Source organism: Streptomyces sp. NPDC054961 (genome assembly GCF_053609145.1).
This window is the reverse complement of sequence record NZ_JBSGWY010000033.1, coordinates 45,258-65,611: the sequence shown is the minus strand read 5'-3', so window position 1 is coordinate 65,611 and position 20,354 is coordinate 45,258. Positions and strand designations below refer to the sequence as shown.

The 20,354-nt window shown below is 71.7% G+C and carries 16 protein-coding genes and 1 pseudogene; 8 read left to right on the top strand and 9 right to left on the bottom strand.

Features of this window, described 5'->3' with window-relative positions:
- Positions 1 to 1,428, top strand: coding sequence for a NarK family nitrate/nitrite MFS transporter (locus tag ACWF9Z_RS26350; protein ID WP_453605794.1), 1,428 nt, complete (start codon positions 1 to 3; stop codon positions 1,426 to 1,428).
- 37 nt (positions 1,429 to 1,465) lie between these two features.
- Complete coding sequence (locus ACWF9Z_RS26345; RefSeq protein ID WP_453605792.1) at positions 1,466 to 1,687, top strand: hypothetical protein; 222 nt, start codon at positions 1,466 to 1,468, stop codon at positions 1,685 to 1,687.
- A 13-nt stretch (positions 1,688 to 1,700) separates the two neighbouring features.
- Here ACWF9Z_RS26345 and mscL read toward each other — a convergent pair whose 3' ends face one another.
- The 4 genes from mscL to ACWF9Z_RS26325 form a co-directional block, all read right to left on the bottom strand.
- On the bottom strand, positions 1,701 to 2,201 hold the full coding sequence (gene mscL / locus ACWF9Z_RS26340) for a large conductance mechanosensitive channel protein MscL (RefSeq protein WP_453605790.1): 501 nt from the start codon (positions 2,199 to 2,201) through the stop codon (positions 1,701 to 1,703).
- A 123-nt stretch (positions 2,202 to 2,324) separates the two neighbouring features.
- Positions 2,325 to 2,768 (bottom strand): hypothetical protein, encoded by a 444-nt coding sequence (locus tag ACWF9Z_RS26335; protein ID WP_453605788.1) that lies wholly within the window; start codon positions 2,766 to 2,768, stop codon positions 2,325 to 2,327.
- A 378-nt stretch (positions 2,769 to 3,146) separates the two neighbouring features.
- Positions 3,147 to 3,911: an orotidine-5'-phosphate decarboxylase gene (pyrF, locus tag ACWF9Z_RS26330; RefSeq protein ID WP_453605787.1), complete on the bottom strand. Its 765-nt coding sequence runs from the start codon at positions 3,909 to 3,911 to the stop codon at positions 3,147 to 3,149.
- Between the two features lie 172 nt (positions 3,912 to 4,083).
- The gene (locus ACWF9Z_RS26325) at positions 4,084 to 4,602 is read right to left on the bottom strand and encodes a hypothetical protein (RefSeq protein ID WP_453605785.1); all 519 of its coding nucleotides are present in this window, start codon (positions 4,600 to 4,602) and stop codon (positions 4,084 to 4,086) included.
- 853 nt (positions 4,603 to 5,455) lie between these two features.
- On the opposite strand from ACWF9Z_RS26325, the gene ACWF9Z_RS26320 reads away from it, so the two are divergent.
- On the top strand, positions 5,456 to 7,045 hold the full coding sequence (locus ACWF9Z_RS26320; RefSeq protein ID WP_453605784.1) for a hypothetical protein: 1,590 nt from the start codon (positions 5,456 to 5,458) through the stop codon (positions 7,043 to 7,045).
- 162 nt (positions 7,046 to 7,207) lie between these two features.
- Positions 7,208 to 9,196, top strand: coding sequence for a hypothetical protein (locus ACWF9Z_RS26315; RefSeq protein WP_453605782.1), 1,989 nt, complete (start codon positions 7,208 to 7,210; stop codon positions 9,194 to 9,196).
- 72 nt (positions 9,197 to 9,268) lie between these two features.
- Here ACWF9Z_RS26315 and ACWF9Z_RS26310 read toward each other — a convergent pair whose 3' ends face one another.
- From ACWF9Z_RS26310 to ACWF9Z_RS26295, 4 genes are all read right to left on the bottom strand, one after another.
- Positions 9,269 to 10,102 (bottom strand): S-methyl-5'-thioadenosine phosphorylase, encoded by an 834-nt coding sequence (locus ACWF9Z_RS26310; protein ID WP_453605781.1) that lies wholly within the window; start codon positions 10,100 to 10,102, stop codon positions 9,269 to 9,271.
- Positions 10,103 to 10,190: 88 nt separating this feature from the next.
- The gene (locus ACWF9Z_RS26305) at positions 10,191 to 10,490 is read right to left on the bottom strand and encodes an FmdB family zinc ribbon protein (RefSeq protein WP_453605780.1); all 300 of its coding nucleotides are present in this window, start codon (positions 10,488 to 10,490) and stop codon (positions 10,191 to 10,193) included.
- Between the two features lie 228 nt (positions 10,491 to 10,718).
- Positions 10,719 to 11,996, bottom strand: coding sequence for an MFS transporter (locus ACWF9Z_RS26300; protein ID WP_453605778.1), 1,278 nt, complete (start codon positions 11,994 to 11,996; stop codon positions 10,719 to 10,721).
- Between the two features lie 363 nt (positions 11,997 to 12,359).
- Positions 12,360 to 13,868: a potassium/proton antiporter gene (locus ACWF9Z_RS26295; RefSeq protein WP_453605842.1), complete on the bottom strand. Its 1,509-nt coding sequence runs from the start codon at positions 13,866 to 13,868 to the stop codon at positions 12,360 to 12,362.
- 262 nt (positions 13,869 to 14,130) lie between these two features.
- Here ACWF9Z_RS26295 and ACWF9Z_RS26290 point away from each other — a divergent pair, with 262 nt between their 5' ends.
- Entirely contained in the window at positions 14,131 to 16,986 is a 2,856-nt protein-coding gene (locus ACWF9Z_RS26290) for a penicillin acylase family protein (RefSeq protein WP_453605777.1), read from the top strand.
- A gap of 12 nt (positions 16,987 to 16,998) precedes the next feature.
- On the opposite strand, the gene ACWF9Z_RS26285 is transcribed toward ACWF9Z_RS26290, so the two are convergent.
- Positions 16,999 to 17,616 (bottom strand): 5-formyltetrahydrofolate cyclo-ligase, encoded by a 618-nt coding sequence (locus ACWF9Z_RS26285; protein WP_453605776.1) that lies wholly within the window; start codon positions 17,614 to 17,616, stop codon positions 16,999 to 17,001.
- A gap of 93 nt (positions 17,617 to 17,709) precedes the next feature.
- Here ACWF9Z_RS26285 and galU point away from each other — a divergent pair, with 93 nt between their 5' ends.
- The 3 genes and pseudogenes from galU to ACWF9Z_RS26270 form a co-directional block, all read left to right on the top strand.
- Positions 17,710 to 18,612: a UTP--glucose-1-phosphate uridylyltransferase GalU gene (gene galU, locus ACWF9Z_RS26280; protein WP_453605774.1), complete on the top strand. Its 903-nt coding sequence runs from the start codon at positions 17,710 to 17,712 to the stop codon at positions 18,610 to 18,612.
- A 4-nt stretch (positions 18,613 to 18,616) separates the two neighbouring features.
- Entirely contained in the window at positions 18,617 to 19,972 is a 1,356-nt protein-coding gene (gene glp, locus ACWF9Z_RS26275; RefSeq protein WP_453605772.1) for a molybdotransferase-like divisome protein Glp, read from the top strand.
- A gap of 73 nt (positions 19,973 to 20,045) precedes the next feature.
- Positions 20,046 to 20,240: pseudogene (locus ACWF9Z_RS26270) on the top strand (cyclic pyranopterin monophosphate synthase MoaC); the annotation flags it as partial.
- Between the last annotated feature and the right edge of the window lie 114 nt (positions 20,241 to 20,354).

Genomic DNA, 20,354 nt, shown 5'->3' with positions numbered 1-20,354 from the left:
ATGTCGATACCCACGCCGACTCCGTCGGTGCCCCGCAGCCACCGGGCGGAGACCTACAAGCCGGGGGCCACCATCGCCGACTGGCGGCCCGAGGACGACGGCTTCTGGCAGGCCACCGGCCACCGGGTCGCCCAGCGCAACCTCTGGGTCTCCATCCCGGCCCTGATGCTCGGCTTCGTCGTCTGGCAGGTCTGGTCGGTGACCGTGGTCAAGCTGAACGACGTCGGCTTCGCCTTCTCCAAGTCGCAGCTGTTCTGGCTGACCGCCATCCCCGGGATCACCGGCGGCACCTTCCGGATCCTGTACACCTTCATCGGGCCGATCTTCGGCGAGCGGAAATTCACCGCCTTCAGCACGATCATCCTGGTCGGCCCGATGCTGTGGCTGGGCTTCGCGCTCCAGGACATCGGCACCCCGTACTGGGAGCTGGTGCTGATCGCGGCCGTCTGCGGCATCGGCGGCGCGAACTTCGCCTCCTCGATGGCCAACATCGGCTTCTTCTTCCCCAAGCGGGAGAAGGGCAGTGCCAACGGCCTCAACGGCGGTCTCGGCAACCTCGGCGTGAGCGTGGTCCAGCTGGTCGCCCCGCTGGTGGTCACCGCCGCCGTGCTGGGCGCCCCCGCCGGCGGCCCGCAGCACGACGGGAAGGAGGACACCGACATCTGGCTGCAGAACGGCGCCTTCCTGTGGGTGCCGCTGCTGGTCATCATGGCGCTGGCCGCCTGGTTCCTGATGAACGACCTCAGGGTGGCCGCGGCCCCCTTCAGCGAGCAGAAGATCATCTTCAAGCGCAAGCACAACTGGCTGATGACCTGGCTCTACGTGGGAACCTTCGGCTCCTTCATCGGCTTCGCCGCGGGCCTGCCCCTGCTGATCAAGGACAACTTCGAGTCGCAGGGCTACCAGGCCACCACCTACGCCTGGATCGGCCCGTTCGTCGGGGCGCTCATGCGCTGGGGAGGCGGCTGGCTCGCCGACAAGATCGGCGGAGCCAAGGTCACCATGCTGTCCTTCGTGGGCATGGCCGCCGCCCTGGTCGTGGTGATCTTCGCCCTGCCGGCCGGCGGCGACGAAGGCAGCTTCTGGGCCTTCTTCATCGGCTTCCTGGTCGCCTTCGCCTTCTCCGGCCTGGGCAACGGCTCGACCTTCCGGCAGATCCCGGTGATCTTCCGGGACCTCCACATGAAGGAGGCCGAGGGCAAGGGCGCCGAGGCGCAGGCCGCGGCCATGAAGCAGTCGGAGATGGAGTCGGGGGCCGTGACCGGCTTCTCCTCGGCCATCGCCGCCTACGGCTTCTTCTTCATCCCCGCGATGTTCGCCGCCATGGCGGTCACCAACGCGCTGTGGATGTTCATCGGGTTCTACGCCACCTGCCTGGCGGTGTGCTGGTGGTTCTACGCCCGCAAGGGCGCCGAGGCTCCCAGCTGAGCGGAGCCGGTGGCGGGGGCGGCCGTACCCTGGAGGCATGAGCGACGCCCCCGCCACCGACCCGCAGGCTCCCCGGACCCCGGAGCCCGCGCAGCAGGCTCCGCAGCCGAAGCCCAGGCCGCGGCTGGTCTTCGACGACCCGCTGGACCAGCAGTCCTCCGACGACACCGACCGCGGCTGGGGCGAGCGGCCGCCCGCCGGAGGAAGCGCGGCCGATCTGGCCCGCTTCCTCGACGAGAAGCCGCCGCACCACGTCTGAGCCGCCGGGGCGGTCAGTAGCCGTCGCGCGACCCCGGCGCCATGCCGCCACCGCCGTTCGGGCCCCGCTGGGCGACGAGGGCGTCCCGGATCTCCTTGAGGACCTCCAGCTCGGTGATCTCGATGGTCTCGTGCACGCCTTCCCTGGCCTTGCGGCGCGCCTCCTGCCGGGCGAGGTACTTCGCCATCGGCAGCACCATGAGGAAGTACACGACCGCGGCGGTGATCAGGAAGGTCAGCGCGGCGTTGAGCACCGAGCCCCAGAGGAGCTCCACGCCCGTCGGCTTGCCGTCCGGGCCGATCCCGCAGGGATCCTTGATGCAGCTCTTGTAGGCATCCAGACTCTGTGTGCCGGCGAGGCCGATCACCGGGCTGATCAGGCCCTTCACGACCGAGTTCACGATGTTCGTGAACGCGGCGCCGATGACCACGGCCACCGCCAGGTCGACCACGTTGCCGCGCATCAGGAAGGCCTTGAAGCCTGCCAGCACGCTCACCTTCTTCTTCTCGCTCACCACTGAGCCTTTCGTCGTATCTGCCGAACATGGAGCCAACGGTTCCGAAAGCTACGGCAGTCCGGGCCCGGCGTGTCCCATCGACCCCCGTCCCGAGGTGACTTGACCGCGCGTTCGTGCGAATCAACACACCGCCACCGCCAGCCGGGATACGGTGCCCGCCGCCACGAGCGCCCGCGCGGTTTCCCGGGGCACGGACAGGACCACCAGCGCACCGCCGTCCCCGACACCCTTGTCCGGATCGGGTACTTCGGCAACCGTGGCGCCCGAGGCCAGAACCCGGGGCGGCCCGGTGCGCTCCGCCGTCACCACGTCCACCCGGTCGCCGGGCCGCAGCAGACGCACCGTCCCCGCGTCCGCGATGCGCACCGGAGCCGACACCATCCGCACCGCCATCGGGGGCGCCGCCCCGCGGGAGGCCCGTACGGCGGGCGGCGCGGAGCCCCGCGAGGCCTGCGCCTCGGTCCCGCCCACCGCCAGCGCGGCCGCCACGACGGCCAGCCCGGCCGCGGCGCTGCGCCGCCGGCGCCGCACCGCCCTGCGCAGGCGGTCTCCGCCCCGGCCCACGCGGAGCGGGGGAAAGGGCGGCACGGCGCGCGCGGGGGGACACGTGGTGGAAGCGGACCGGGGGACGGGGCGGGAGGCGGAGCCGCCGTGACAGGCGTGAGCCGGACCGGGAACGGCCGCGGGGGACGAGGCGGGAGAGACCGAGGGGGCGAGGGAGGGAGAGGACGAAGGGGAGGGAGAGGACACGGGGGAGGGGGAGGGAGAGGAAGAAAGGGGAAAGGCGCGGGACGTCGCGGTCATGAGGCCACCACCAGACGGGATGCGATCCGAAGTCCGGACCCAGCGCCCGGACGCCCCTCACGATCCGCCGTCCCGCCCGATCCCGCTCGGCCCTGTGGACGATCCCCAGCTTGTGGATATCCGCGTCACCCGCAGGGGTTAACCGCCCGCCGCGACCCGCCGCAGCGCCGCGAGCGGATCGGCCGCCCGTGTCACCGACCGGCCCACCACGACGTACGAGGCCCCGGCCGCGAAGGCGGCCCCCGGGGTACCGGCGCGGGCGTGCCCGCCCGCCTCCGCGCCCGTGGGCGGCCCGTCCGGCCCGTCCGGCGCCTCCGCGCCCCGCGGGCCCCCGTCCGCCGGCGCTCCGGCGGACAGCCTCACCCCCGGCGTGACGATCAGTCGCTCCGGCCCCAACAGGCGGCGCAGCGGCCCCGTCTCCCGGGGCGCGGCGATCACCCCGTCGCACCCGGCGTCCACCGCGAGCCGGGCCAGCCGCAGGACCTGCTCGTCGGTGCCGGCGGCGATGCCGATGTCGGCGAGGTCGCTCCCGGTCATGCTCGTGACCACCGTCAGCGCGAGCACCTTCAGCCCGGGGAACTCGCGCGCCGCCCGGGCCGCCGCCGTCATGATCCCCGTACCGCCCATGGCGTGCACGGTGACCATGGACGCGCCCAGCGATCCGGCCGCGCGGACCGCACCGGCCACGGAGTCCGGTATCTCGAAGAGCTTCAGGTCGAGGAACACCTCGTGCCCGCGCGAGACGAGTGCGCGGACGAGGTCCGGTCCGGCCGCGGTGAGGAGCTCCAGGCCGACCTTGTAGAACCCGCAGGCATCCCCGAGGCGGTCCACGAGGGCCTCGGCGTCGGCGCGGCGGTCGAAGTCGAGGGCGATGATGATCCGGTCATCGGCGGCGTCGTTCACCCCGTCATTGTCCTTGTCATCGTCATGGTCCGGGGCGGCCGGCGGCCGGGGGCCGCCGGGGAGCAGGTGGCGGGCCGGGGTCCGGCCAGCCACCCTCTGGCCCTTGTGGCCGGGTGTCACCGCAGGGTGGCGCCGGTTGCCACCGTGTGCTGTGGGGCGCCGCCGCCGGCCGCTACCAGGTGAAGTCCGAGGCCTGCGCGCCGGTCGCGGTGCAGTAGATGCTCGGAACCCCCGGCGGGGTGATCGAGACCGTGAAGTTGGCCGCGCCCGGTGCTCCGGCGAGAGGGGCGACGTTGGTCTTGTCGCCCGCGGCCAGGGTGCCCGTGGTGAGCGGGAGCGGGCCGACGGTCACCGAACCGCCCGCGACCATCGGTGGGTTGACGGTGCCGGAGAACTGCGTGGTTCCGGCGACGCCGTTCTTCGTGACCTTGACGACGGTCGCGATGGTGTTGGCGCCGATCGGGGCCGTGCCCGCGGGCACCTTGATGGCGGTCGAGGCGAGCTTGAGCTTCTTGACGCCACCCGTGTCGGTGGCGGTGAGGGTCACGCTGCCGCTTCCCCAGGTGTTGCAGTTGAAGGTGGCGGTCGTGGTGGCCGGCGCGACCGCGTAGGCGCTGGTCGACAGCGCGATCGAGGCCGTGATCGCGGCCGCGCCGGCGGCTGCGAGGGTGGCGGTCTTGAGGCGGGACATGGTGGTGCTCCCTTCGAGGTCCTGACGGACATGAGGCGTTCGGGAGGAGCAGCGGGCACGCCGAGACGGAAGTGCGCCGCTTGGTGACGGGACGGGAATTCCCGGGCCTGACATCCGGGGGCTCAATGGTGCCCAGTTCCTCGGGGCCCGGGTGTGGCTGGATCCAGCATCCCGAATTGCAGTGAAGCCGCGCTTTCGGGTGGGAGTCAAGGCTTGGAGGGAAATTCTTTCCGATTACTGAGGTGGGTCGGCGGTGTAAAGCGCCGGTGACTCGAAAGCGGCTGCTTGACTTTTCGGGCGAGGCCGTAAAGGGCCATCTGACGTACCGTCACCTCGACTATTCCCTTCTGTGCTCCGCTGCGCCACGCTGTGCGCTCCGGGCGGTTCGGAGTTCCATCCGGCCGCTCCGGGCCGCCCGTGTTTGGTCAGGTCAGGGCGGCGGTCGGATGATGGTGTAGCAAAGGCGGGGTGGGTGTTACAGAGTCACCGAATGGAATGAATGCCGGGCGGTGGACCGAGACTCGATTTCGGCTGTATATCCGCAGGATGGCTTTGAGGCGCAGGATGGCAAAGCGTGCCGCAGCGGACGCTTCCTTTGTTCGTTCCGGTATGCCGTAGGCATTTCGGCGCGCTGGGTGTGGAAATTGACCGAAAGGGAAATCGGGCGCCCGCGGCGACCGTGGGCGGCCGCGGCCGATCACGGCCGATCGCAGTCGATCACCCGAATCCGACCGCTCGAACGGCCGGCCGGCTCACCCACGAGCGGGCCGGAACTCCTACTCGCCCATGAGGAGATCAGGTGTTCTTCCAGCGAAGTCCGGTGGTCCGGAGAGCGATGACGGCGGGGGGAGGCATGACCGCCGTGCTCGCCCTCGCGGGTGCGGTGCTGGCACCCGCGGCGCACGCGGGGACGATCCGCCCCACCGTGCACTGCGTCCTGCCGGCCGGGCAGGGCGATCCCTCCGGCCCGCAGGACGTCACCGTCGAGCTGTCCCCGGCCGCGGTGGCGCCCGGCGGCAAGGTGCACGCCAGGATCACCCTGGGCCCCGGCCCGGCGGTCAGTCCGATGAAGCTCGACCAGGTGCCGTCCACCCCCTCCATCGACCTGGTGATGTCGGGGGGCGCCACGGGCAAGGTGACCGTGCAGGGACCGACGGTCCCGGTGGACGTCCCCATGCAGCCGGCCCCGATCGTGATCCCGCCCTACGAGGGCGACTTCTTCGTCCCGGCGACCGCCTCCGGGCCGGTGGAGTTCACCCCCGTCAAGATGAACACCGCCACCGTGGTCTTCGGCGGGAACTACAACACCCCCTGTGAGGTGGTCAGCGGCGGCGGCGTGGTCGCCGCCGTCACCGTCCAGGGCGGCGGCGGCGCGGAGGCGAAGGTGTCGGCGCCCGGCGGCCCGGTCAAGCCGAGCACCTCCGTACCGCTGTCGGGCACCGGCTGGACCCCGGGCGCCACGGCGACGGCGAGCCTGTGCGACGCGGGCGGCGGCGGATGCGACGCGACGAAGCTGACCGGCGGTTCCCTGGTGATCGACGCCGCGGGCGCCCTGAGCGGGAGCGTCACGCTCGCCAACTCCTGGACCGTCGCCGACGGTTCGTACTCCGTCCAGGTCAGCGACGGTACGAAGCAGGCGAAGGCTCCGCTGGAGGTCAAGGCGTACGTCCCGGCGGGCCCCTACCAGCTGACGGCGAGCCCGGACCGGGCCCCCGTGGGCACGGTCATCACGGTCTCCGGCCGGAACTACCACCAGGACCAGCAGCTGAACGTGGTGGCCCTGGACGCCGCGGGCAACACCCTCGACGACACCGCCGTCTACCCGAACACGACCACCGACGGCACCTTCACCACCGAGTTCACGATCAGTGACCCGGCCATCGCCTTCCTCCACACCGACGAGGGAGGCCTGGAGGGCACCGACACCAAGGTGCCCTTCACCGTCACCACCGGCGGAGGTCCGGGCGAGGGCGGCACCGGCACCCAGAAGTTCACGTTCTCCGTCACCCCCGGACCGCTCTCGATGAGCCAGGCTGGGGCCGAAGTGCACTTCGGGACGATCCAGTCGGACGGCACGAGCCACGACGTCCACGGCACCCTCAACCCGGTCGAGGTCTCGGACGCCCGCGGCGGCACCGCCGGCTGGTCGCTCACCGGAACGCTCAGCGACTTCACCGCCGCCGGCGGGGGCACGGCCGTGATCCCGGCGGCAGCCGTGAGCTGGACCCCGTCCTGCTCGGCGCACGCCGACGCGGTCGGCACACCCACCGCGGGAGCACCCGGAGCGCTCGGCGCGACCCCGGCGGGCCTGTGCGAACTGCGCTCCGGCAGCGGCCAGTCGGTCGGCGGAGTCTTCGACGCCTCCGCCGGGCTGAATCTCCACACCCCGGCGGTCGTCCCCGGCGGGAACTACGCGGCGACGCTCACGCTCTCGCTGTCCTGACGCACCACCCGGCACCCGCCGGCACCACCCGGCTCCGACCCGCACCACCCCCGCACCCACCGCACCACCGGGCCGGGGCCCCGCGCGAAGCCGCGCCCGGGTCCCGGCCCGTCCCACCCCTCCACCCCCCGTACGTACCCCACACCGACAAAGGGAGATCGGATGCTCTCGCACCGAAGACTGCTGCGGCGCGCGCCACTGGCCTCGGGCGGCATCGCCCTGGTTCTGGCCGCCGGCGGCCTTGCCCTGGCTCCCACGGCCCAGGCCGGCACCGTCACCCCCACCGTGCACTGCTCCCTGCCCGCCGGGCAGGGCGAGGCCACCGGTCCGCAGAGCATGACCGTGGACCTGACCGGCACGAGCGTTCCGCCGGGCGGCAAGGTCCACGCCAAGATCACCCTCGGGCCCGGTCCGGCGAAGAGCACCACCAACCTCAGCAACATCCCGACCACCCCGGCGATCGACCTCACCCTGTCCGGCGGGGCCACCGGCACCGTCACCGTGCAGGGGCCCACGGTCAACCTCGACTACACCAGCGGCCAGGCCGTCGTCCTGCCCCCGTTCGAAGGCGACTTCTTCCTTCCCGCCACCGCGTCCGGCGCGGTCAGCCTGACCCCCCTGCGGACCCGCACCACCACCGTGGTCTTCGGCGGCACCTACCAGACCCCCTGCGACGTCACCGCCGGCGGCGGGACCGTGGCGACGGTGACCGCGCAGGGCGGCGGGAACACGGAGGCGACGGTGTCCGCGCCCACCGGTCCGGTGAAACCGAGTACGTCCGTGGCCCTGGCCGGCGGCGGCTGGACGCCGGGCGCCACGGCGACCCCTACCCTCTGCGACGCGTCGGGCGGCAACTGCGACGCGGCCAGGATCGCCTCCAGCACGCTGGCCATCGACGCCTCGGGCGGTCTGAGCGGCAGCGTCGCCCTCGCCAGTTCCTGGACGCTCGCGGACGGTTCGTACTCCGTCCAGGTCAGCGACGGTACGAAGCAGGCGAAGGCTCCGCTGGAGGTGAGGGCGTACGTCCCGGCGGGACCGTACGAGCTGACGCCGAGCCCCGATCACGGTCCGGTCGGCAGCGTGATCACGGTGTCGGGCCGGAACTACCACCAGGACCAGCAGCTGAACGTGGTGGCCCTGGACGCCGCGGGCAACACCCTCGACGACACCGCCGTCTACCCGGGGACGACCACGGACGGCACCTTCACCACCGAGTTCACGATCAGTGACCCGGCCATCGCCTTCATCCACACCGACGAGGGCGCCGTCGAAGGCACCGAGACGAACGTCCCCTTCACCGTCACCTCCCAGCCCGTCACCCTCGCCGCGGGCGCGGCCACCGTGAAACCGGGCGCCACGGTGAACCTCTCCGGAGCCGGCTGGCCCGCGGGCGCCGCCGTCACCGCCGCGCTGTGCGCGGCCGACGGCACCGGCTGCGGCCCCGCCCGGCTCTCGGCGACGCACCTGGGCGTCGACGCTTCCGGAGCCCTGTCGGGTACGGTCACCCTCGCCTCCTCGGTGACCGAGGGGGCCTACCAGGTCCAGGTCACCGCAGGCGGTCTCCACGTCACCGCCCCGCTCACGGTGGCGAAGACCTTCATCACGCTCTCCCCGTCCACCGGGCCGGCCGGCACGAAGGTCACGGTCGTCGGCCAGGGCTTCGCGCCGGTGAGCACCGTCGAGATCGACGGGCTGAAGCCGGACGGCTCCAAGAGCGCGGACAGCTACAGGACCAAGGTGGTCGGCCTCGACGGCAGCTTCTCCCAGACCTTCACCGTGAACGACCCGGCCACCGTCGCCCTCCAGGCCCGCGAGTGGCTCGTGAACGGGAGGAAGGCGCTGGCCCGCTTCACCGTCGGCGGCGCCCCGCCCGCGCCGGCGCCCTCGTACGCGCTCTCCCCGGACAGCGGTCCCGTGGGGACGGTCGTCCAGGTCACCGGACGGAACTTCGCCCCGGTGGCCACGGTGGCGGTGAGCGGCCGGAAGGCGGACGGGACGAAGACCGCCGACCCCTGTGTGACCCGGATGATCGGTCTGGACGGCACGTTCGCGCTGAACTTCACCGTGCGGGACCCGGCCACGGCCTCGGTCATGGCCTCCGAGGTCCTGGTGGACGGGAAGGTGGTCCAGACCCGCTTCACCGTGCGCTAGTGCCCTGAGCGAGAACCGCCCCGTCCGGAGCCGCGCGGGCACCGGACGGGGCGGATCCGTACGCGCCCCCGCCTACGGCAGCTCGATCCCCAGGTCCCACCCGTCGTGGGCGTGGGTGCACAGGCAGGCGCGGGATTCCGTCGGCGGGAGGGCCGCGACCGCGTCGAAGAGGACCTCGCGCAGCCGTCCGACGTTCTCGCCGAAGACCTTCAGGACCTCGGTGTGGGAGACCCCCTCGCCCGTCTCGGCGCCCGCGTCGAGGTCCGTGACCAGCGCCATCGAGGTGTAGCAGAGCCCCATCTCGCGCGCGAGGACCGCCTCCGGGTGGCCGGTCATGCCGACCACCGACCAGCCGGCCGCGGCGTGCCAGCGGGACTCGGCGCGGGTCGAGAAGCGGGGCCCCTCGATGACGACCATCGTGCCGCCGTCCACCGGCTCCCACTCCCGCCCGCGCGCGGCGGCCAGGGCCACCGACCGGCCGACCGGGCAGTACGGGTCGGCGAAGGCGGTGTGCACGACGTTGGGGACGGAGCCGTCCGGGAGGGGCTCACCGTCGAAGTAGGTCTGGGCGCGGGACTTCGTACGGTCGACCAGCTGGTCGGGGACGAGCAGCGTGCCCGGGCCGTACTCGGGCCGCAGGCCGCCGACCGCGCAGGGGCCGAGGACCTGGCGGACGCCGACCGAACGCAGCGCCCACAGGTTGGCCCGATAGTTGATCTTGTGCGGGGGGACGGTGTGGCTGCGCCCGTGCCGGGGCAGGAAGGCCACGGTCCGGCCGGCCAGCTCGCCGAGGTACAGGGAGTCGCTGGGGGGTCCGTAGGGCGTCTCCACCTGGATCTCGGAGACGTCCTCCAGGAAGGAGTAGAAGCCCGATCCGCCGATGACACCGATCTCTGCATTCGCCATGCGGCCCACCCTACGGGGGCATGCCGAAGGCCCCGCGGTCGGCAAGGACGGCAGGGCCTCGGATGAAGCTGTGGAGCGGTCGTGCAGGTCAGGCGGCAGAGCTGCTCGACGACGAGGCCGAAGTCGAGGACGACGATGCCGTCGACGAGGACGCGGCCGGGGCGGCGGGCGTGGACGCCGGCTTCGAGGCGGGGGTGCTGCTCGACGAAGCACCGCGGCTGTCGTTCCGGTAGAAACCGGAGCCCTTGAAGACGATGCCGACCGCGGAGAACACCTTCTTCAGGCGTCCGTCGCAGCTCGGGCACACGGTCAGCGCGTCATCGGTGAACTTCTGCACGGCCTCAAGGCCCTCACCGCACTCGGTGCACTGGTACTGGTAGGTCGGCACGAATTTCCTCCTGGCACTCTGGCTCGACGAGTGCTAATGAACATCCATAGTAGCTGCAACCGCTGCCTGGCAGGAGTAATGTGCATCACCTGCCGTGGAGGCAGCGGTCAGGGCTTGGCCGTCGCGACGATCCGAGATCCGGGCGAGAAGCCACCGCCTTCGCGCGGTGGAGGAGTCACGGTGACGTATTCCGGCGCTCGGCTCGCCCCCGGCGCCGCGACTGCCTCGTCACTTACCGGCCGCGGCAAGTTCGCGGTGTACCGTGCCGCGCGCGATCACTCGGGTCGCGCGCGCCGGGTCCAGCTTCGCACGCAGCGCCAGCAGGATGCTCAGCGCGAGCGCCGTGGCCGCCATCGGCACGAGGAACCCGTACGAGGATCCGTGCGCGTCCGTCAGGCGGCCGGCCAGGATCACGGCGCCGGCCTGCCCGAAGGCGACCGCTCCGGTGAGCCAGGTGAAGGCCTCGGTGCGCGAGGCCGCCGGGATCAGCTGCTCGACCATGGTGTAGCCGGTGATCAGCGCGGGGGCGATGCACAGGCCGACGACCAGGCCGAGCGCGCCGAGCAGGATCATCGAGTCGGCGGCCCACAGGACCGAGGCGGCCGCGGTGAGTCCGACGTAGCCGAGGATCAGGCGGCGGCGCGGGCCGATCTTCCAGGCGATCGCACCGCAGGCGATGCCGGCGATCATGTTGCCCGCGGCGAAGACGCCGTAGAGCAGGCCGTTGGCGCCGGGGTTGCCGATCTCCTCGGAGAAGGCGGCCAGCGAGACCTGCATGCCGCCGAAGACGGCGCCGATGCCCACGAAGGCGACGATCAGGACGCGCAGACCGTGGAACGAGAGGGCCGAGGCGTGCTTCTCGCCGTCCGCCGGGCGGGCGACGGGCTGGGGCTGCGTGCCGCGCTGCGCGGCGAAGACCAGGCCGCCGATCAGGGTCAGCGCCGCCTCGGTGACGAGGCCGGCCGCCGGGTTGATGCCGGTGCACAGCGCGGTGGCGAGCACCGGGCCGACGACGAAGGTGAACTCGTCGGTGACGGACTCGAACGCGGCGGCCGTCGGCAGCAGCGGGGAGCCCTCGAGCTTGGCCGCCCAGCGGGACCGGACCATGGGCCCGACCTGCGGGACGGACGCGCCGGCGGGGACGGCCGCCAGCGCGAGCGCCCAGACGGGCGCGCCCAGCAGCGCGAGCGCCGCCAGGGAGCTGACCGCGGTGGCGTGGGCGAGGGCCACGGGGACCAGGACGGCGCTCTGGCCGTGGCGGTCGATGAGCTTGCCCATGACGGGAGCGAACAGCGCCATGGAGATGCCGGTGACGGCGGCGACGATGCCCGCGCTGCCGTAGGAGCCGGTGGAGTGCTGGACCAGCAGCAGGATGCTGATCGTCAGCATGCCGAAGGGGAGTCGCGCGGCGAATCCCGGGAGAACGAAGCCGAGGGCGCCGGGTGTGCGCAGGAGCTGTCCGTAACCGGGGCGGGCGGACGTGTCGGTCGTGACCGCGGATGTCACGGCCTGGCCTTTCCGCTGCCTGGTAGAACTCCCCGTCTGCGGACGATGCGCCGCCTTGTGAGCAGTCGCACCCGTACATGTGGGAGCCCCGAGAGCTGTCCTCTTGCGCAGAACCGAGTGATACCTGGGCGCCCACTGCGGGAGGGTGCCACGGCCGCTTTGCGGTCGCGCCAGCTCTGCGTCAGGCAGAGTTGGTTCGATGTGTCCCTTTATCGTACAGGCGGATCGACTTATATGTCCTGTGATTCGGGCTACAGCGCATCTCTTCGCCTGCGATTAACTGGAATTTTGCATTCAGGCTCGGTGTAAATCCGGATGAACGCGGGCAAAGCTCATCGAAAATGGCCGAATTAGAGTGCCGCTCTAACCCGCGGTGCTCGCCCCGCCGGTTCCCAGCCACCCCGCCAGCTTTCCGCCGCGGGCCACCGCGCGCAGCCGTGCCTCCGCCGCGTCGCGCACCGGGTCCGTGGCCACCACCAGCAGCTCGTCCCCGTGCCGCAGCACGGTCGACGGCGCCGGTACGAAGCTCTTCGCATCCCGGACGACCAGGGTGACGGAGGCCCCTGGCGGCAGCCTCAGCTCGCTGACCTCGACCCCGTGCATCCGTGAGGCCGGCGGGATCGCGAAGGACAGCAGGTGTCCGCGCAGCTTCTCCAGCGGCGCCGACTCGATGCCCAGGTCGGAGGCGCCCTCGCCGCTGTCCTCGAGCTTCAGCTTGCGCGCCAGCCACGGCAGGGTCGGGCCCTGCACCAGGGTGTAGACCACGACCAGCACGAAGACGATGTTGAAGACGCGCTCGCTGCCCTCGATCCCGGACACCATCGGGATGGTCGCCAGGATGATGGGCACGGCGCCGCGCAGGCCGGCCCACGACATCAGGGCCTGCTCCTGCCAGGGCAGCCGGAACGGCAGCAGCGAGACGAAGACCTCCAGCGGCCGCGCCACCATCGTCAGCACCAGTCCGATGATGACGGCCGGCCAGAAGTCGTGGACCAGCTCGTGCGGGGTGACCAGGAGGCCGAGCAGCACGAACATGCCGATCTGGGCGATCCAGCCCAGTCCGTCCGCGAATCCCCGGGTGGCGGGCCAGTGCGGCAGCTTCGCGTTGCCGAGGACCATCGCCGCCAGGTACACGGCGAGGAAGCCGGAGCCGTGCGCGATCGCGCCGGCCGCGTAGGCCGTGATGGCGATCGCCATCACGGCGATCGGGTAGAGGCCGGAGGCGGGCAGGGCCACGTGCCGCAGCCCGTAGGAGCCCAGGAATCCCACGGTCAGGCCGATCGCGGCGCCGATCGTCAGCTCCAGGGCGATCTTGCCTATGAGGACGTACCACTCGTCGACCGGTCCGACGGTCGAGAAGGCCACGACCAGGATGACCACGGGTGCGTCGTTGAAGCCGGACTCGGCCTCCAGCACGCCCGTCACGCGGGAGGGCAGCGGGACCTTGCGCAGGACCGAGAAGACCGCCGCCGCGTCGGTCGAGGAGACGACCGCGCCGATCAGCAGGGCTTGGCGCCATTCGAGTCCGACCAGATAGTGCGCTCCGGCCGCGGTCACGCCCACGCTGACGGCGACGCCGACCAGCGAGAGCACGATCGCGGCCGGCAGGGCCGGCTTGATCTCTTTCCACTTGGTGCCCAGACCGCCCTCGGCGAGGATCACGACGAGCGCGGCATAGCCGATGACCTGGGTCAGCTCGGCGTTGTCGAACACGACGTTGCCGATGCCGTCCTGGCCTATGGCGATGCCTATGCCGAGGTAGATGAGCAGGCTGGGGAGGCCGCTGCGTGAGGAGATGCGAACCGCCGCGACGGCGACGAGCAGCACGAGCGAGCAGACCAGCAGGAGCTCATTGAGCGTGTGGACAGTCAGCGGGCGGCCCTTTCCTCGACGTGCCTGGCGATGACGGGACGACGACGTCGGACTGACGGATCGTTCCGGCACGGGCACGGACGGCAAGTACTTCGTTACCTTACCTAATCTTTGACGCGCCCTTTACTCGACAACCACATTGTGAAACGCCCACGGAGCTCTGTCCTCACGACCTCGACCCCTGGCGGATCAACGCACCCGGTCCTGCGCCTATGGTTGCTCCCAGCACTCCCAGGACCACCCTGCCCCTCTAAGGACAGCGATGCCCGCCAACGAAACCGCCCCTTCCGTCAAGAAGAAGGGACGACGCGCCCGTCTGATCGTGCTCGTCCTGGTCCTGGCGCTCTTCGCGGGCCTCGGCTACGGGGCGTACTGGACCGTGGACAGCGTGCGCGCCTCGTTCCCGCAGACCACCGGCTCCTTGCGGGTGCCCGGCCTGGCCGGGACCGTGGACGTCAAGCGCGATGCCCGCGGAATTCCGCAGCTCTACGCCGACACCGACGCCGACCTCTTCCGCGCGCAGGGCTTCGTGCACGCGCAGGACCGCTTCTGGGAGATGGACGTACGGCGGCACATGACCTCCGGGCGGCTCTCGGAGATGTTCGGTGCCGGCCAGGTCGAGACGGACGCCTTCCTGCGCACCCTCGGCTGGCGCCAGGTCGCGCAGCAGGAGTACGACACCAAGCTGTCCCCGGAGACCAAGAAGAACCTCCAGTCCTACGCCGACGGGGTCAACGCGTACCTGAAGGGGAAGTCCGGCAAGGACCTCTCCGTGGAGCACGCGGCGCTCAAGCTCAGCGGCGACTACCGGGTCGAGGAGTGGACCCCGGTCGACTCGGTGGCCTGGCTCAAGGCGATGGCGTGGGACCTGCGCGGCAACATGCAGGACGAGATCGACCGCGCGCTGATGACGGGCAAGCTCTCGCAGGCGCAGATCGACGACCTCTACCCGCCCTACCCCTTCGACCGGAACAAGGCGATCGTCGAGGGCGGCACCGTCAAGGGCGGCAAGTACACGCCCCAGGCCGGACCGGGTTCCGGCTCCGGCGGCTCCGCGGGATCCCCCGCTTCCGGCGGCCAGGGCAGCGCCGTCGGCTCCCAGGCCTCCGCCCGCACCGGCGACGCCGCCGACGGCCCGACCGGCCTGGCGGGCAACGCCACCGCCCAGGGCGCGACCGTGGGCCTGCGCACCAACATGAGCGCGCTGGCCGACACCCTCGACAAGATCCCCGCGATCCTCGGCCCGGCCGGCAGCGGCATCGGTTCGAACTCCTGGGTCGTCTCGGGCCAGTACACGACCACCGGCAAGCCGCTGCTCGCGAACGACCCGCACCTCTCCCCGCAGCTGCCCTCGGTCTGGTACCAGATGGGCCTGCACTGCCGGGCGGCCTCGGCCCAGTGCCAGTACGACGTGGCCGGCTACACCTTCTCCGGCATGCCGGGCGTGGTCATCGGACACAACGCCGACATCGCCTGGGGCATGACCAACCTCGGCGCCGACGTCACCGACCTCTACCTGGAGCAGGTCAAGCCCGAGGGCTACGTCTACGACGGCAAGGTCGTCCCCTTCGCCGTCCGCGACGAGGTCATCAAGATCGCCGGTGGCGGTGAGAAGAAGATCACGGTCCGGAGCACCGGCAACGGCCCGCTGATCTCCGACCGCAGCGACGAGATCGCCTCGGTCGGCGCCCGCGCACCCGTCGCCAGCTCCGCGCCCGACCGCGGCAACGGCTACGGCGTCGCCCTGCGCTGGACCGCACTGGACCCGGGCAAGTCGATGGACGCCGTCTTCAAGATCAACCAGGCCAAGGACTTCACCGCCTTCCGCGCCGCGGCCCGCGATTTCGAGGTCCCCTCGCAGAACCTGATCTACGCCGACAACAAGGGTCCGAACGGCAACATCGGCTACCAGGCCCCGGGCCGCATCCCGATGCGCGGCGGTGGCGCGGACGGCCGGATGCCGACGCCCGGCTGGGACTCGAAGTACGCCTGGAAGGGCGGCAAGGACGGCAGCGCGGGCTACATCCCGCAGGACGAGATGCCGTACGACCTCAACCCGGGCCGCGGCTACATCGTGACCGCGAACCAGGCCGTCACCGATACCGGCGCCGGCAAGTACCCGTACCTGCTGACCACCGACTGGGGCTACGGCGCGCGCAGCCAGCGGATCAACGACCTCATCGAGGCGAAGATCAAGGACAGCGGCAAGATCTCCACCGACGACATGCGCACCATGCAGATGGACAACAGCAGCGAGATCGCCGCGCTGCTGACCCCGATGCTGGCCAAGATCGACGTCTCGGACCCGGACGTCCGCTCCGCGCAGAAGCTGCTGGAGGGCTGGAACTACACCCAGGAGCCCGACTCGGCGGCCGCCGCGTACTTCAACGCGGTCTGGCGCAACATCCTGAAGCTGGCCTTCGGCGACAAGATGCCGAAGGAGCTGCGCATCGAGGGCAGCTGCATGAACGTCCCCGAGCAGACGACCGGACCGGCCGACGACCTCGCCAAGATGGTCCGCGAATGCGGTACGCGCGGCGCGGACTCGGCGCAGCCGGACGGCGGCGACCGCTGGTTCGAGGTGGTCCGCCGCCTCGTCAAGAACGAGAACTCCGAGTGGTGGCAGGCGCCCGCCGCCGGGCGGGGCGAGGCGGCCACCACCACCCGCGACCAGCTCTTCGCGCGGGCCATGAAGGACGCCCGCTGGGAGTTGACCGCCAAGCTCGGCAAGGACCAGTCCACCTGGAGCTGGGGCCGGATGCACCAGCTGATGCTGAAGAACCAGACGATCGGCACCGAGGGTCCGGGCTACCTGCAGTGGCTCCTCAACCGCGGCCCGTGGAACCTGGGCGGCGGCGAGGCCACCGTGAACGCGACCGGCTGGAACGCCTCCAGCGGGTACGGGGTCACCTGGGTGCCGTCGATGCGGATGGTCGTGAACCTCAACGACCTCGACAAGTCCCGCTGGATCAACCTGACGGGCGCCTCGGGGCACGCGTACCACGACCACTACACGGACCAGACGACCCTGTGGGCCAAGGGCGAACTGCTGGACTGGCCCTTCGGCAAGGAGGCCGTGGACAGGGCCACGGTCGACACCCTGAAGCTGACGCCCTAGCGGCGCGAGGCCTCAGAAGCGCACCACCCCCGACGGGGTGGCCACCGCCCGCACGGGGTGGTCGTGCGGCTCCTCCGGGACCCGCGCGACCACCTCGTCGTCGTAGAGGAGCACGACCAGCGCGGGATGCGCCCCGGCGCGCTCCAGCCGCTCCAGGACCCGGTCGTACGACCCGCCGCCCCGTCCGAGCCTCATCCCGCGCCGGTCCACGGCGAGTCCGGGCAGCAGCACGGCGTCGGCGCCGGTCACCGCCTCCGGGCCGAGGCGCGATCCGGCCGGTTCCAGGAGCCGCATCTTGCCCGGGTGCGCGGCCTCGGCCAGACTCGCAGGGCCTTCGTACGCCGCCCAGTCCAGGTCGTTGTCGGGCAGCAGGACGGGCAGCAGCACCCGCTTCCCGGCCGCCCGCAGCGCGTCGAGCAACGCGCGCGTGCCGGGTTCCGATCCGACGGAGACGTACGCGGCCACGGTGTGCGCGTCGGCCAGTTCGGGCAGGAGCGACGCGGAGCGGGAGAGCGCCCGCGCCGACGTCTCGAGGGCCTCGGGGGACAAGGCGCGGCGGGCGGCCAGGAGTTCCCGGCGCAGGGCCGCTTTGGCGGGGGCCGGACCGGACAACGGCTGGTTCTGTGCCACGTTTGTCTCACACCTCGCTGTTCTGGTACATACCTGAACATTCTTCATCAGCATCTCACCTGGTCCGTGCTCGGACCGACTATCGTTCCGCTCATGACTCAGTTGCACCCCGTGATCAAAAAGGCCGTCATCCCGGCCGCGGGCCTCGGCACTCGCTTCCTCCCCGCGACCAAGGCGACACCCAAGGAAATGCTCCCGGTCGTCGACAAGCCGGCCATCCAATACGTCGTCGAGGAAGCCGTGTCGGCCGGTCTCGATGACGTCCTCATGATCACGGGCCGTAACAAGCGCGCTCTCGAAGACCACTTCGACCGCAACTACGAGCTGGAGTCCGCGCTCATCGCCAAGGGCGACGACGACCGGCTCAAGAAGGTCCAGGAATCCAGCGACCTGGCCACCATGCACTACGTCCGCCAGGGCGACCCGCGCGGCCTGGGTCACGCCGTGCTGTGCGCCGAACCGCACGTGGGCGACGAGCCCTTCGCCGTCCTCCTCGGCGACGACCTCATCGACCCGCGCGACCCGCTGCTGCGTCAGATGGTCGACATCCAGCAGCGCACCGGCGGCACCGTCGTCGCGCTGATGGAGGTCGACCCGTCCCAGGTGCACCTCTACGGCTGCGCCGCCGTGGAGCGCACCGACGAGGACGGGGTCGTCCGCGTCACCGGGCTCGTCGAGAAGCCGGACGCGGTGGACGCGCCCAGCAATTTCGCGGTCATCGGACGGTACGTCCTCAACCCCGCGATCTTCGGCATACTGCGGGAGACCGAGCCGGGCCGCGGCGGAGAGATCCAGCTCACCGACGCCCTGCAGAAGCTGGCCGCCGACGAGACCATCGGCGGCCCGGTGCACGGCGTGGTCTTCAGGGGCCGCCGCTACGACACCGGGGACCGCGGGGACTACCTGCGGGCCATCGTCCGGCTCGCGTGCGAGCGTGACGACCTGGGCCCGGAGTTCCGCACCTGGCTTCACCGTTACGTCACGGAGGAGATGTAGCACCTTGAGCAAGACCGACGCACCGCAGCATCCTCGATCGGCCGGCGGCCGTCAGCGCCTCTGGTCGGTGGACGAGCACCTCGCGGACGTCCTCGCCGCCGTCCGGCCGCTGGAGCCCATCGAGCTTCAGCTGCTCGACGCCCAGGGCTGTGTCCTGGTCGAGGACGTCACCGTGCCCGTGGCCCTCCCGCCCTTCGACAACAGCTCGATGGACGGATACGCCGTCCGGACCGCCGACGTCCAGGGCGCGAGCGAGGAGTTCCCCGCGGTGCTGACGGTCATCGGGGACGTCGCGGCCGGCAGCGGGGACCTGCCGACCGTCGGACCCGGCGAGGCCGCCCGCATCATGACCGGCGCCCCGCTGCCGCCCGGCGCGGAGGCGGTCGTACCGGTCGAGTGGACCGACGGCGGCAGCGGCGCGGGCGCGGCCTCCGGCATGACCCCGGCCAGCGAGTCGCCCGAGGGCGCCGCCGGCGAGGTGCGGGTGCACCGCGCCGCCGAGGCGCGGGCGCACGTCCGCTCGCGCGGCAGCGACGTCCAGGCCGGGGACCTCGCGCTCGCCGCGGGCACCGTGCTCGGGCCGCCGCAGATCGCGCTGCTCGCCGCCATCGGGCGCGGCACCGTGCGGGTGCGGCCGCGCCCGCGCGTCGTCGTCCTGTCCACGGGCAGCGAACTGGTCCAGCCCGGCGAGGCGCTGAGCGCCGGCACGATCTACGACTCCAACAGCTTCGCGCTGGCGGCCGCCGCACGGGACGCCGGAGCCATCGCCTACCGCGTCGGCGCCGTCGCCGACGACGCCGAGACCCTGCGGTCCACCATCGAGGACCAGCTCATCCGGGCCGACCTGCTGGTCACCACGGGCGGGGTCAGCGTCGGCGCGTACGACGTGGTCAAGGAGGCCCTCACCGCCGTCTCCACCGGGGACGAGGACGTGGACGGGGCCCGGATCGACTTCCGCAAGCTCGCCATGCAGCCCGGCAAGCCCCAGGGCTTCGGCACCATCGGCCCCGACCACACCCCGCTGCTGGCCCTGCCCGGCAACCCGGTGTCCTGCTACGTCTCCTTCGAGCTGTTCGTGCGCCCCGCGATCCGCGCCCTCATGGGGCTGCCCGCCTCGGAGGTCAGCCGGCCGAGCGTGCGCGCGGTCCTGGAGGCCGACAAGGCGCTCGGCTCCCCGGCCGGCCGCCGGCAGTTCCTGCGCGGCAGGTACGACGCGGCGAACGGCACGGTCAGCCCGGTCGGCGGATCGGGCTCGCACCTGATCGCCGCGCTGGCGCACGCCGACTCCCTGATGGTCGTACCGGAGGACGTCACCTCGGTGGAGCCGGGGGCCGAGCTCGAGGTGGTCCTGCTCGGCTGAGGCCGGGCGGATGCGGGTAGCGTGTTGCACCACACAGGCCCTTGCGGGGCCCGGACGGGAGCGGCACGCAGACATGGCAGCACATTCCCCGGGGGAGACCCCCGTACCCCCTGAGCAGAGCAGCGCCGGCGCCGGCACCACGCTGACGCACCTCGACGAGGCCGGCGCGGCCCGGATGGTCGACGTCTCGCAGAAGGACGTCACCACGCGGACGGCGCGGGCCAGCGGACGCGTGCTGGTCTCCCCCCGGGTGATCGAGTTGCTGCGCGGGGGGGGGGGGGGCCGCGGGGGGCCCCCCCCGCCCCCCCCCCGCCCGCCGCGGGCGTGTGGGGTGGTTATAAACCCCCCCGGACAGCCAGGCGCAGCCCCCCGGGGTGCGCGG

Excerpts from the sequence above, each read along its gene's own strand:
- ACWF9Z_RS26350 (WP_453605794.1), top strand. The coding sequence starts at position 1 with ATGTCGATACCCACGCCGACTCCGTCGGTGCCCCGCAGCCACCGGGCG.
- ACWF9Z_RS26345 (WP_453605792.1), top strand. The coding sequence starts at position 1,466 with ATGAGCGACGCCCCCGCCACCGACCCGCAGGCTCCCCGGACCCCGGAG.
- ACWF9Z_RS26325 (WP_453605785.1), bottom strand. The coding sequence starts at position 4,602 with ATGTCCCGCCTCAAGACCGCCACCCTCGCAGCCGCCGGCGCGGCCGCG.
- ACWF9Z_RS26320 (WP_453605784.1), top strand. The coding sequence starts at position 5,456 with ATGACCGCCGTGCTCGCCCTCGCGGGTGCGGTGCTGGCACCCGCGGCG.
- ACWF9Z_RS26315 (WP_453605782.1), top strand. The coding sequence starts at position 7,208 with ATGCTCTCGCACCGAAGACTGCTGCGGCGCGCGCCACTGGCCTCGGGC.
- ACWF9Z_RS26310 (WP_453605781.1), bottom strand. The coding sequence starts at position 10,102 with ATGGCGAATGCAGAGATCGGTGTCATCGGCGGATCGGGCTTCTACTCC.
- ACWF9Z_RS26290 (WP_453605777.1), top strand. The coding sequence starts at position 14,131 with ATGCCCGCCAACGAAACCGCCCCTTCCGTCAAGAAGAAGGGACGACGC.
- galU (WP_453605774.1), top strand. The coding sequence starts at position 17,710 with ATGACTCAGTTGCACCCCGTGATCAAAAAGGCCGTCATCCCGGCCGCG.